General features: G+C 60.6%; 15 protein-coding genes. 3 read left to right on the top strand and 12 right to left on the bottom strand.

The features are described 5' to 3' along the window. Positions 1-2: 2 nt before the first annotated feature. From BM364_RS05835 to purC, 9 genes are all read right to left on the bottom strand, one after another. Complete coding sequence (locus BM364_RS05835; RefSeq protein WP_092422118.1) at positions 3-236, bottom strand: BolA/IbaG family iron-sulfur metabolism protein; 234 nt, start codon at positions 234-236, stop codon at positions 3-5. An 85-nt stretch (positions 237-321) separates the two neighbouring features. Continuing rightward, positions 322-912 (bottom strand): hypothetical protein, encoded by a 591-nt coding sequence (locus BM364_RS05840; RefSeq protein ID WP_092422121.1) that lies wholly within the window; start codon positions 910-912, stop codon positions 322-324. A gap of 90 nt (positions 913-1,002) precedes the next feature. Then, the gene (purL, locus tag BM364_RS05845; protein ID WP_092422124.1) at positions 1,003-3,228 is read right to left on the bottom strand and encodes a phosphoribosylformylglycinamidine synthase subunit PurL; all 2,226 of its coding nucleotides are present in this window, start codon (positions 3,226-3,228) and stop codon (positions 1,003-1,005) included. After that, the gene (locus BM364_RS05850) at positions 3,225-3,836 is read right to left on the bottom strand and encodes a DJ-1/PfpI family protein (protein ID WP_092422127.1); all 612 of its coding nucleotides are present in this window, start codon (positions 3,834-3,836) and stop codon (positions 3,225-3,227) included. Before BM364_RS05850 ends, purL begins: the two co-directional genes overlap by 4 nt. Before the next feature lie 24 nt (positions 3,837-3,860). After that, positions 3,861-4,529, bottom strand: coding sequence for a phosphoribosylformylglycinamidine synthase subunit PurQ (gene purQ / locus BM364_RS05855; protein ID WP_092422130.1), 669 nt, complete (start codon positions 4,527-4,529; stop codon positions 3,861-3,863). Positions 4,530-4,533: 4 nt separating this feature from the next. Then, positions 4,534-5,052, bottom strand: coding sequence for a hypothetical protein (locus BM364_RS05860; protein WP_139232495.1), 519 nt, complete (start codon positions 5,050-5,052; stop codon positions 4,534-4,536). A 59-nt stretch (positions 5,053-5,111) separates the two neighbouring features. Next, the gene (locus BM364_RS05865; RefSeq protein ID WP_092423929.1) at positions 5,112-6,185 is read right to left on the bottom strand and encodes an acyltransferase family protein; all 1,074 of its coding nucleotides are present in this window, start codon (positions 6,183-6,185) and stop codon (positions 5,112-5,114) included. 258 nt (positions 6,186-6,443) lie between these two features. Beyond that, on the bottom strand, positions 6,444-6,686 hold the full coding sequence (purS, locus tag BM364_RS05870; RefSeq protein WP_092422136.1) for a phosphoribosylformylglycinamidine synthase subunit PurS: 243 nt from the start codon (positions 6,684-6,686) through the stop codon (positions 6,444-6,446). 16 nt (positions 6,687-6,702) lie between these two features. Next, positions 6,703-7,467, bottom strand: coding sequence for a phosphoribosylaminoimidazolesuccinocarboxamide synthase (gene purC, locus BM364_RS05875; protein WP_092422139.1), 765 nt, complete (start codon positions 7,465-7,467; stop codon positions 6,703-6,705). A 221-nt stretch (positions 7,468-7,688) separates the two neighbouring features. On the opposite strand from purC, the gene BM364_RS05880 reads away from it, so the two are divergent. After that, positions 7,689-8,012, top strand: a complete 324-nt coding sequence (locus BM364_RS05880) for a DUF1476 domain-containing protein (protein ID WP_092422142.1) — start codon at positions 7,689-7,691, stop codon at positions 8,010-8,012. A 52-nt stretch (positions 8,013-8,064) separates the two neighbouring features. On the opposite strand, the gene BM364_RS05885 is transcribed toward BM364_RS05880, so the two are convergent. Genes BM364_RS05885 through rpe form a run of 3 tightly spaced genes read right to left on the bottom strand, consistent with a single transcriptional unit; the run spans position 8,065 to position 10,652 of the window. Continuing rightward, the gene (locus tag BM364_RS05885; RefSeq protein ID WP_092422145.1) at positions 8,065-8,613 is read right to left on the bottom strand and encodes an RBBP9/YdeN family alpha/beta hydrolase; all 549 of its coding nucleotides are present in this window, start codon (positions 8,611-8,613) and stop codon (positions 8,065-8,067) included. Then, a complete protein-coding gene (gene purB / locus BM364_RS05890; RefSeq protein WP_092422147.1) occupies positions 8,610-9,941 on the bottom strand; it encodes an adenylosuccinate lyase in 1,332 nt (443 codons plus the stop codon). Before purB ends, BM364_RS05885 begins: the two co-directional genes overlap by 4 nt. Before the next feature lie 30 nt (positions 9,942-9,971). After that, positions 9,972-10,652: a ribulose-phosphate 3-epimerase gene (gene rpe / locus BM364_RS05895; protein WP_092422150.1), complete on the bottom strand. Its 681-nt coding sequence runs from the start codon at positions 10,650-10,652 to the stop codon at positions 9,972-9,974. A gap of 119 nt (positions 10,653-10,771) precedes the next feature. Here rpe and BM364_RS05900 point away from each other — a divergent pair, with 119 nt between their 5' ends. Further along, a complete protein-coding gene (locus BM364_RS05900; protein WP_092422153.1) occupies positions 10,772-11,185 on the top strand; it encodes a hypothetical protein in 414 nt (137 codons plus the stop codon). Positions 11,186-11,663: 478 nt separating this feature from the next. Next, complete coding sequence (locus BM364_RS05905) at positions 11,664-12,386, top strand: cytochrome c biogenesis CcdA family protein (protein ID WP_244542782.1); 723 nt, start codon at positions 11,664-11,666, stop codon at positions 12,384-12,386. Positions 12,387-12,432: the final 46 nt, after the last annotated feature.

The raw sequence follows: 12,432 nt of genomic DNA on the forward strand, positions 1-12,432 counted from the left end.
CGCTATTCGGGGACGACCGTTTGCAGCGCCAAGGCGTGAAGGGCCTCGCCCATATCGCCCTGCAGGCTATCGTAAACGAGTTTGTGCTGCTGCACGCGCGTCTTGCCGCGGAAGCTTTCGGATTTCACCATGGCGGCCCAATGATCGCCGTCACCGGCCAGGTCGCGAATCTCGATTTCGGCATCGGGCAGGGCGGCCTTGATGCGGCGCTCGATCTCGTGGGCGTCCATTGGCATGTCTCATCTCCGTGCTCGAAAAGCCGTTTCCGGCGCATGCTTCTGATATGGCATGCGATGGCAAGTGCTTCAATACAATGGCGGCTTATTGCGCGGGTGTCGCTTCGGCTTCCGGCGTCGCACCGACGCAGCACTCGGCGTCCGAGCGTGTCGCGAAATTGGCGATGATGAAATCGACAGCGGGACGCACCTGTTCGGCGACTTCGGTCGCGTAGATGCAATCGAGAGAATAGCCGCGGGCGTTCTTGACGGTTTCGGTGTGAACCAGAGTGATCGGCATGCCCATGGGGGAGCCGGTGCTCGAGCCCTCGTAGATCAGGGCCGTGTCTTCCTGATACCGGGTCGTGCCCGACTCGCCCAGGGTGAAGCCCGGAAATGTCTCGGACCAGGCTTCGGCCAGCGCCTCGGGATCGAGCGAAGACAGGGCATCTTCCGGCGTCCAGCTGGTGTCTTCCACCGCAACTACGGAGAGATCGCATTGCAGCGGTGCATTTGGGTGATTGATGGTCAGCGGTTCGCCTGCACCGCCGACCGCCACCATCGCTTCGGGGTAGATGAGCGTATAGGGCTGATCGGCAAAGATGGAGCGCGTGACGTTCATGCTCTGGGCAGAGGCTGCGACAGGAACGATCGCTGCTCCCGCTGCCACCACGATTGCTGCCAGCCGATGTGCCATCTTCCAAACTCCAAAATGCAAACGCCGCTCTCTGGCAGCTAAGCGGCTCAAAGAGCGGCGATCATAAGGCGGTTGCCGGCAAAATGCCGATCAGGCCGACATATAGCTGGGGAACCAGCTTTCGTGTGCTTCGGTAAGAGCCGCGACGGGCACGGCGCGGGCGCGGCCAAGGGTCAGGCTCGTGCCGCCAGTGGTGCCGATCCAAGGGGCATGGATGCCCAGCGCCTCGGCTTCGGCCCAGATGGCGGCGATTTCGTCGCCCTGAGGATCGAGATCGAGCGTGACGAGGTAGCGCCCCTGATCTTCTCCAAAGAACTGAAGGATGGGATCATGGCCATCGATATCGGTGACGGTTGCGCCCATGCCGCCGGCAATCGCCATTTCCGCAAGGCCGACACCAAGGCCACCATCGGAAAGATCGTGACATGCCGTAACCACGCCCGAACGGATCAGCTTGCGCACGAAGTCGCCCGTCTTGCGCTCGGCGGCAAGATCGACATGGGGCGCATCGCCATCGCGGCGATCGAAAAGATCGCGGAGATAAATCGACTGACCCAAATGAGTGCCGCGCTCGGCCGGCCCGCCGATGAGCAGGATCGGCTGATTTTCGGCGGCAAAACCGATGCGGATGCTTTTTTGCCATTCGGGCAGGAGACCAACGCCACCAATGGTCGGCGTCGGCAGTATGCCGCGGCCATTGGTTTCGTTATAAAGCGATACATTGCCCGAAACGATCGGGAAATCGAGCGCCCGACAGGCCTCGCCGATACCCTCGACGGCCTTCACCAGCTGCCCCATGATCTCGGGGCGCTCGGGATTGCCGAAATTGAGATTGTCGGTGGCCGCCAGCGGCTCGGCACCGGTAGCCGTCAGGTTACGCCAGCATTCGGCAACGGCCTGCTTGCCGCCCTCGAAGGGGTTAGCCTCGCAGTAGCGCGGATTGACGTCGGAGGTGAAGGCGAGCCCCTTTTTGTCGTGACCCAGCACGCGGATCACGCCAGCATCGCCGCCGGGGCGCTGGATGCTGTTGCCTTGGATCATCGTGTCGTACTGCTCATAGACCCAGCGGCGCGAGGAGCACTGGTGCCCGCCGACGAGCTTGAGGAGGGCATCCGCCACATCCATCTGCGGCACGTCATTGAGCGCCAGCGCAGCGGGAATCTGCGGCTCGGTCCAGGGGCGGTCATATTCAGGCGCCTCGTCACCGAGTTCCTTGATCGGCAGATTGGCGACTTCTTCGCCCTGCCAGAGCACGCGGAAGCGCAAATCGTCCGTGGTCTTGCCCACTGTCGCAAAATCGAGCTCCCACTTTTCAAAGACCGCGCGCGCCGCGCCTTCCTTTTCCGGATGGAGCACCATGAGCATGCGCTCCTGGCTTTCGGACAGCATCATCTCATAGGCCGTCATGCGCTCTTCGCGCACCGGCACCTTGTCGAGATTGAGCTCGATGCCGAGGTCGCCCTTGGCGCCCATTTCGACAGCCGAGCAGGTGAGCCCAGCCGCACCCATGTCCTGAATGGCAATGACGGCGCCAGTCTGCATCAGCTCGAGACAGGCTTCCAGCAGCCGCTTTTCGGTGAACGGGTCGCCGACCTGCACGGTCGGGCGCTTTTCTTCGATATCGTCGCCGAATTCTGCCGAGGCCATGGTGGCGCCCCCGACACCATCACGGCCCGTCTTGGCCCCGAGATAAACCACCGGCAGGCCGACGCCCTCGGCCTTGGAGTAAAAGATCTTGTCGGTATCGGCGAGGCCTGCGGCAAAGGCATTGACGAGGTTGTTGCCATTATAACGGGCGTCGAACTCGACTTCGCCGGCCACGGTCGGCACGCCAAAGGCATTGCCATAACCACCCACCCCGGCGACGACGCCGGACACCAGATGACGGGTCTTTTCATGCTCCGGCGCGCCGAAGCGTAAGGCATTCATCGCCGCCACGGGTCGCGCACCCATGGTAAAGACGTCGCGCAGGATCCCGCCGACACCGGTTGCCGCTCCCTGATAGGGCTCGATGAAGCTTGGGTGGTTATGCGATTCCATCTTGAAGACCACGGCCTGCCCATCGCCGATGTCAACGACGCCCGCATTCTCGCCGGGCCCCTGGATGACGCGCGGCCCCGTGGTCGGCAGCGTGCGCAGCCATTTTTTCGAGCTCTTGTACGAGCAGTGCTCGTTCCACATCGCCGAGAAGATGCCGAGTTCGGTATAGGTCGGCTCGCGCCCGATAAGGTCGAGAATCTTCTGATATTCGTCCGGCTTGAGCCCGTGGTCGGCGACCAGCTGCGGGGTAATTGCGATGTCGTTGGCAATGGTCATCGGGTCGTTCCGTAGGGGGGCTCGGGGTAGTATTCCATGAGGCGCTGGGTTTCGCGCGCCGTGTCGTGGCCGAAAAGATGGCCCACGAACCACAGCGACATGTCGATGCCGGCAGACACACCGCCGCTCGTGACGACGCTGCCATGGCGCACATAGCGCTCTTCGGTGGTAAAATAGGCTTTTCGCGCCATGCTGCGCACCCAGTCGATGGCGACGTGATTGGTGGTCGCGCGTTTGCCATCGAGAAAGCCGGTCTGCCCCAAAAGGGCTGCGCCGGTACAGACCGAGGCTTGCCAGGTCGCTGCAGCGAGATAATCGCGCAGCGTATCGATGAACGCATCATCCATGATGACCGTGCGCGTGCCGCGACCGCCGGGAACGATCACGAGATCAGCTTTGGGCGCATCGGAGAAGTCGTGGTCCGCCTCGATGCGAAGCCCCTTTGCGCAGCGCAGGGCCTTGTCGCCCCAGGCGACAGTGAAGGTGTTGATCGGAGAATCGAGCTGGGCCGCCATGGTGAAGACTTCCCAGGGGCCGACGAAATCGAGTTCCTCGACATCGGGAAAGACCACGATACCCACATTGAGCGGGTGGCTGGCGTCAACCATGCTGAACTCCCCCGGATGCGCCGATCAAGCTGCCTTGGCGAGCAGGGCAGCAAAGAGGGCTCGTCCGTCAGTGCCCCCATGGGCAGATTCGATCAGGTTTTCCGGATGCGGCATGAGGCCGAGCACGTTTTTTTCGGCGCTCAGAATGCCCGCGATATTGTTGATCGAGCCGTTGGGATTGGTCCCCTCGGCATAGCGGAACGCGACGCGGCCCTCGCCTTCGAGCCGGGCAAGCGTTTCGGCATCCGCGAAGTAGTTGCCATCGTGATGCGCCACTGGGCAGCGAATGATCTGGCCCTTGGTGTAGCCCGCGGTAAACGCGTTGTCGGTGTTGGTGACCTCGAGCTTGACCTCGCGGCACACGAATTTAAGCGAGGTATTGCGCATCAGCGCGCCAGGCAGCAAGCCGGCCTCGATCAGGATCTGGAACCCGTTGCAGACGCCAAGAACCTTGACGCCGTGCGCCGCGCGTTCGCGCACCGTGTCCATCATAGGCGAGCGCGCCGCGATGGCACCGCAGCGTAGATAATCGCCATACGAGAAGCCGCCTGGGATGACGATGAGATCGACATCCGGGATATCGGCGTCCTGGTGCCAGACGACGGCCGGCTCCGCGCCTCCGATCTCGGTCAGCGCCGCGATCATGTCGCGGTCACGATTAAGTCCGGGGAAGACGAGGACGGCAGCTTTCATCAGGTCACCTGAAGGTCTGGGGTGCAGCGGCGGAATAGGCCTTCTCGGCGATGTTGTCCACCATGCTTTGATCGTTCCCGTAAACCCTGACCAGCAATTGTTTGCCGTCACTCCACAATTGATGGGTCGAGGAGTACTGGCCTATCGCGGTTCTGGCCTTGGTCCTGAAGCCAACGGCCGAGGCGAATTCCAGACCTTCGGTGCCGAAATAAGCCGATTCGCCACCCAGGCTAGCAGCATTAGCCTCGCCGATTTCGGTATATCGCTCGGCCGTCGTTTCGCCCGAGCGAACGCGATCGCCCGTGCCATCGTCATTGTGCACCTTGACCTCGATCAGCATCAGGCCACCGGGACACTCGGCACACATACCGATAAAGCCACCGTCGCGAATGCCCGTGATCCAGTCTGGAGCCGCAACGCCCTCGATCGTCAAATCCTCGAAGGTCGGCTCGAGATACTCAGCTTGCGCTGCGGCAGGGATAAACAATAGAGCGGCAAGAAAGGCTAGGAAGCGGTGTCGCATCGGCAAAACTCCGTCACACGTCCTGCTGACCTAGCCAAGCCTTTTGACCGCTTCATGACCTATTCTGCAGCCACTACCCGAGGCGCCTTGGGTGCAGGCGACGTGCCGGGCAGGTGCGCCCAGCCCGGACGCTCGAACAGGAACTTGCCGAACCCGATCTTCTCGGTCAGCCACCACAGCACCAGCGGGGAAACGATAGCGACGGCCATGATGACCAAACTGACCGTGTTGGGCTCCTCGATGCCAAGCGCCAGCAACAGCGTGCGTGCAATTCCCATGGGCAAGACAAAGGCGACATAGACCACCAGCGACTTGGTGCCCATCCAGCGCAGCCAGTTCATCCAGGGCAGGCGCACGAGTAGCGCAGACGCCACGCAGATCGCCAGCGCACCGGCCATGGCCGCGAGCAGATGTACACCGGGCAGGGCTGCCCAACCCATCTCGATATGAACAGGATCGAGCCGGAAGCCGGGGGTAAAAACCAGCACCGCATTGATCACCGCCCAGCCGGCCAGCGCGACGATCGCCAGCCCGGCATTGTCCCCAGCCCAGTCGGCAAGGCGGAAAATCGTCGGCGCGAAAACGTAACCGGCGTAGAAATAAACGAAATAGGCGCAGAACTGATCGACGAGATAGCTGCCCGTGTGCACGGAGGCCATCTGCAACCCGGCGCTGGCAACGAGCACGACCCAGTGCGGCACCTTCGCCTGATAGAGCAGCTTGCTGACAAGGCCCACGACCGCAAGCATGTAGATGAACCACAACACCCCATAGGGCTCGACCACTGCCCAGGCGAGATAGCTCAATGCTCCACCGGGGTCGCGGCCGACAAGCGCGACCTTGAACACGATGTGGATGATCGCCCACAGCACATAGAAATAGAGATAATGCACGACCCGCCGGTCAGCGAAGGTCCGCCAGGGTCGATCGATCACCTGCGCCAGAAAGAGGCCTGACAGGAGAAAGAATTCGGGCATGCGGAAGGGCATGGCAAAGGCTAGCGACCAGTGAAGGAAACCGGTCTGGCCCGTATCCTCCCCGACGCTTGACGCGCAATACATGATCACCACGAGGAAAATGGACAGGCCCTTGGCTATATCCACCCACTCTAGCCGGTTCTTTGCCGCAGCCATTTCACGCTCCCCAAGATCGATGGAGAGCACGCTAGAGCAGGCGGCACACCAGCCGGTTAAGGCAATGGGTCAGCTTGCAAGCAAATGGCGGATTGGTAAGGAATGCCCTAAGGCCCCTCAGACGGGAACCGAGGCATAGGCTGCGAACAGCAGACCGATAGACGCGAAAAACAGCACCGAGAGAGCAATCTGGGTCTTACGCATAATGGCACGATCCTGCGCCAAACGCGGCGCGACAGCAGTTATCGCAATAAAGCGTTAATTGGAGATTTCGATCTGGTAGTTTTCGATCACGGTATTGGCAAGCAGCTTTTCACACATGCCGGTCAGCTGGGTCCGCGCAGCTTCCTCATCGGAGCCATCGAGAACCAGATCGAAAACCTTGCCCTGACGCACGCCCTTGACGCCGCCAAAGCCAAGAGAGGCCAGTGAGCCTTCGATGGCCTGGCCCTGGGGGTCAAGAACGCCATTCTTGAGGGTGACGGTAACGCGCGCCTTCATGGTGTCTTCCCGCAAACTACTGAACGAGACGCGGACCGGTGGTCAGCGCATTGTCATTTTCAACAAGGATGCCAAGGCGCTGGGCCACTTCGCGATAGCTTTCGACGAGACCGCCGAGATCTTCGCGGAAACGATCCTTGTCGAGCTTGTTGCGCGTCTTGATGTCCCAAAGGCGGCAATTGTCGGGGCTGATTTCGTCAGCAAGCACGATGCGCATCAGGTCGCCTTCGTAAAGGCGCCCACATTCGATCTTGAAGTCGACGAGCTGGATGCCGACGCCCATGAAGAGGCCGGTCAGGAAGTCGTTGACGCGGATGGCAAGGCTCATGATGTCGTCGAGCTCTGCAGGGGTGGCCCAGCCGAAGGCGGTGATATGCTCTTCCGACACCATGGGGTCGTTGAGCGCATCGTCCTTGTAGTAGAACTCGATGATTGAGCGGGGGAGCTGAGTTCCGGCCTCGAGGCCGAGGCGCTTGCATAGCGACCCCGCTGCGTAGTTGCGCACAACCACTTCGAGCGGGATGATCTCGACTTCCTTGATCAGCTGTTCGCGCATGTTGATGCGGCGCAGGAAGTGGGTCGGAATGCCCATGGAATTGAGCTTGCTGAACACGAATTCGGAAATCCGGTTGTTCAGCACGCCCTTGCCGTCGATCACTTCATGCTTGGCGCCGTTGCCGGCGGTGGCATCGTCCTTGAAGTACTGAACCAGTGTGCCGGGCTCGGGACCTTCGAAAAGGATCTTGGCCTTGCCCTCATAGATTTTGCGACGACGGTTCATTCACGAATCCGGAGCGTTTGGGGGGAGATAATTTGGCCGCTTCATGCGCCAGAACAGAGCCAAAATGCAAGCCTTTTCGCATCCGCTCCAGCATGCTGGACCATCCTGGCGTGCATAAGGTCGCATCGATTGCCCCGGCGTTGATTTGAGCCGGCTAAGCTCCTATGTCCTTGGGTGGACGCCGAAATGGCGGCAGACACCAAGGCTAATGGGAGAGTTCAATGGGCCAGTTCGAAGACCGGCAGAAGGGCCAGGAAGCCAAGTTCGCTTTCGATGCGGAAAAGAAATTCAAGGCAGAAGCCCGACGCAACAAGCTGTTGGGGATCTGGGCTGCCGAGCTTCTGGGGCTGAGCGGGGACGAAGCCAATGCCTATGCCGCCGATGTGGTGGCTGCGGACTTTGCGCGTCCCGGCGACAGCGATGTGTTCGAAAAGGTCTCGGCCGATCTCAAGGCCAAGGGCGTCGCGATCGATGAAGCCGCGATCCGCCAGAAGATGGACCAGCTTGTCGCCGTCGCCAACGAACAGGTCGCAGCCGAAGGCTGAGCCGGCTTGAATATCCAGGCGTTTCGAAGCCGGCCAAGCGCCGGCTTCATTTTTATAGCCGCTGCATCAGTCGAGTGAACATAAGAAGGCCCTCCGGCCAAGGTCCGTGCCCGGATTCGACATTGATGTGTCCCGCTTCCCCTGCCTGATGAAAATCCGAGCCCCAGCAATTGGCGAATTCGACAGCCCGTTCCAGGCTCACATAGGGGTCGTTGCTCGAGGCGACGAGGAGGGACGGAAAGGGCAGGGGATCACGCGCAATTGGACGGAAGACGTGCGTTGCCTCGGGAGCCTCGGCACTCAGTTCCACATCGGTCGGTGCGACGAGAAATGCCCCGCGGACATTGTCCGGCAAGCGCGGCGCCGCCTGCGCAACCGCCGCAACCGCAGTCGAATGCGCGATCAGCACGACCGGCCGTATCGTCAGCCGGCAGGCCTGATCGATCGTGTCGACCCAGTCATCGGCATTGGGCTCCCACCACTCGGCCTGCTCGACGATAGCAGCTGTCGCCATTTTTTCGGCCCAGCGAGTCTGCCAGTGGCCCGGCTTGATGCCGCCGAGACCGGGCAGAATGAGGATATCTGCTTCGGCGATCCTCATTCGCCGAACACCCGTGAGAAAATCGTGTCGACATGCTTGAGGTGATAGCCGTCGTCGAACATATCGTCGATCTGGGCATCATCAAGGGTAACGGCCTCGTCGTCCTTGAGGTTCTGGGCGAAAAGGCCCGTCCGATCGCCGCGATGTTCCCACACCTTCATGGCGTTGCGCTGCACCGCGGCATAGGAGTCTTCGCGGCTGTAGCCAGCCTGAGTCAGGGCCAGGAGGACGCGTTGCGAATTGTGGAGGCCACCGAGCAGGTCGAGATTTTTCCGCATGTTTTCGGGATAGACCACAAGCTTGTCGATGACGTCGGTCAGGCGAGCCAGCGCGAAATCTAGTGTAACAGTCGCGTCCGGGCCGATCATGCGTTCTACGGAGGAGTGCGAGATGTCGCGCTCGTGCCAAAGCGCGACGTTTTCAAGCGCCGGCGTGACCATGCCGCGAACCAGGCGGGCAAGGCCCGTCAGGTTTTCCGTCAGCACCGGGTTACGCTTGTGCGGCATGGCCGACGAGCCCTTCTGGCCAGGCGAGAAATACTCCTCCGCTTCCAGCACTTCAGTGCGCTGGAGGTGACGGATTTCAACGGCCACACGCTCGATCGATGATGCGATGACGCCCAGTGTGGCAAAGAACATGGCGTGACGATCGCGCGGGATCACCTGGGTCGAGACAGGTTCGACGCTGAGGCCGAGCTTTTCGGCGACATGGTGTTCGACCTGTGGATCGATATTGGCAAAGGTGCCGATGGCGCCTGAAATTGCGCAGGTGGCAATCTCATCGCGTGCAGCCACGAGGCGGGCGCGATTGCGAGAGAATTCGGCATAGGCCTCGGCGAGCTTGACGCCAAAGGTCGTCGGCTCGGCATGGATACCATGGCTGCGGCCGATGGTGATGGTGTTCTTGTGCTCGAGGGCGCGGCGTTTCAATGCCGCCAGCAATGCATCGATATCCGCGAGCAGCAGGTCGGCCGCACGCTTGAGCTGAACCGAAAGCGTCGTGTCGAGAATGTCCGAAGAGGTCATGCCCTGATGGACGAAGCGGGCTTCGGGGCCGACGATCTCGGATAGGTGAGTCAGGAAGGCGATGACGTCGTGCTTGGTGGTGCGCTCGATCTCGTCGATGCGATCGACATCGAAACCGTAATCGCCTCGCTCGGCCTTGCGCGCGTTCATCACTTCCCAGATCTTGTCGGCGCTTTCCTTGGGAACGACGCCCAGTTCGGCGAGCTTGCTGGTTGCATGCGCTTCGATCTCGAACCAGATGGCAAAGCGGGTTTCGGCCGACCAGTTGGCAACCATTTCAGGTCGGGAATAGCGCGGAATCATGAGCTTAGCCTCAAGAGTTCGGAGAATGAATCAGGCGATGCGCTGCGTAGCGGCATCGCGAATAGCCGCGATGCGGCCGGCATAGGTGCTCGGATCGTTGCCGCCATAAACAGCGGAACCGGCGACGAGCACATTTGCGCCCGCATCGACAATGGCGCGGGCATTGCTGGCGGTCACCCCGCCATCGACTTCAAGATCGATATCGCGGCGGCCGATAAGGGCCTTCGCCTGTGCGATCTTGGTGAGAGCATCGGGAATAAAGCTCTGTCCACCGAAGCCAGGATTGACGCTCATCACGAGCACGAGGTCGACATCGTCGATGACATGCTGGATCGTTGAAACAGGCGTTGCGGGATTGAGCGCGACGCCGGCTTTTTTCCCCAGCGCACGGATAGCTTGGAGCGAACGGTGGAGATGCGGTCCGGCCTCGGCATGAACGGTAATGATATCCGCGCCGGCCTTGGCAAAATCGGCTAGGTACGCGTCGGTCGGCGCGATCATCAGGTGGACGTCGAAGATCTTTTCCGTCACGCTCCGGATGGCCTTCATCACAGGGGCGCCGAAACTGATATTGGGAACGAAGTGGCCATCCATGACGTCAATATGGATATAGTCCGCACCAGCGTCCACGATCGCAGTAACCTCATCACCCAGCCTAGAGAAATCTGCGGACAGGATGGATGGCGCGATGCGAAAGGGGCGCGTGGACATGCAGGAACACCTCTGCCGTGCGACTATGAGTTGGGCATGGCTGCTATAGGCAAGTCAGGCCGAAGGAGCAAGCAATAGCTCTCCACATGACCTTCTTCGCATGCTGAGCAAGGATGCATATGAGCACGTTCAAAAGCCGGACATTAAGTGTCACAATCAATCGGAACTGGCGAGACGTTTATTCTTATGCCGCCGAGCCGGCCAATATGGTGCATTGGGCAGCAGGGCTCGGCGCGGGCTTCGAGGGGGAGGGCCTGGAGTGGAAAGCGCATGGGGCTGGTGGGACCGCCGTTCGTATCCGTTTCACCCAGCGCAACGAGTTCGGCGTTCTGGACCATGACGTTTTCGTCGATGGCCGGATCGTTCACGTGCCGTTGCGCGTGATGCCCAATGGTGATGGGGCCGAGGTTTCTTTCCTGCTGCTGCAGACGCCGGATCTCGACGACGCTGCGTTCGAACGCGACGCCGAGGCTGTAAACAAGGACTTGCAGACTCTCAAAGCGATCATGGAAGATAGAGCCGGCGGCCGGTGACGCCGGCTGCTCAAGCCCGCTTCGGCTTGTCGCTAGAATGACAATTCAGTGTCGCCCTTGGCCTGAGAAACCACCGCCGCAGGTATGGGCAGGGAAGGTTGGAAGCCCAGCTGTGCTCCGCACCACTGGCCCAAATCGCGTCGGCAATGCGAGCAGCCGATCAGGGTGCCCAAGGGCAGTTCCGACGTGGTTACGGTGTTGATCGTACCGCAATGAAGACAAGTCAAAGTCGAAAGCGTTTGCAGACTCATGACACTACTCTCTGTGTCGTGGCGCAGCTTGACCTCTTGATAGGGGCATTTGACTGTGTCGCTGAAGCCACGGAAAGGGCAGCGACCACGCAGACCTTACGCCCGGGTTGCGGCGAAGTCACGCTCAATCGGGCTCACAAGGACGCGAAGCGACGGGATGGCACATTGCCTTCGCCACCCAGCGCGGTAAACAGGGTCCAAACGGAGCGTCTGTTGTGGAATTTTCCTTGCCTCTGGTTATCGGCGCCGGGATCCTGAGCTTTCTCAGCCCATGCGTCCTGCCGCTGGTCCCGCCCTATTTGACCTATATGAGCGGGGCGAGTTTCGATCAGTTGCGGGCGGAGGCGGATGGGCCAGGCACGCTGACGCTGAAGGCTGCCTTCACATCCATTTTCTTTATTCTTGGATTTTCGGTGGTGTTCGTGGCACTCGGCGCCACTGCAACCGCCTTCGGCCAGACATTCCGACAATTACTCCCGATCCTTACGCCCGTCGCCGGCGTCGTGATCATCGGCATGGGGCTGCATTTCCTCGGCGTCTATCGCTTTGCCTTTCTCGATCGCCAGATACGCCATAACGGGCCCGGCGTGGCCTCAGGGCCCTTGGGTGCGTTCCTCCTGGGGCTTGCCTTTGCGATTGGCTGGACGCCGTGTATAGGCCCGGTCCTTGCCGCTATCCTTTCGGTTGCAGCGAGCCGGGACACGGCCTGGGAAGGAGCGTCGCTGCTCGGCCTCTATTCGCTCGGGCTGGGGGTGCCGTTCTTCCTCGCCGGCATTGCCATCGGGCCATTCCTGACCTTCTTCCATTCCTTCAAGAAGCATCTGCACACGGTCGAGAAGATAATGGGCGGTATCCTCGTAATCACGGGTCTGCTGTTCATCTCCGGCAATTTCACGCGTATATCCTTCTGGTTCTTGGAGACTTTTCCGGCGCTGGCCAATTTCGGCTGAGCTAGAGCTTTCTTAACCCTGCTAACTTTTCCGCAGCTTGCTCGAG

It is taken from the genome of Devosia crocina, from assembly GCF_900116545.1.
Taxonomy (GTDB): domain Bacteria; phylum Pseudomonadota; class Alphaproteobacteria; order Rhizobiales; family Devosiaceae; genus Devosia; species Devosia crocina.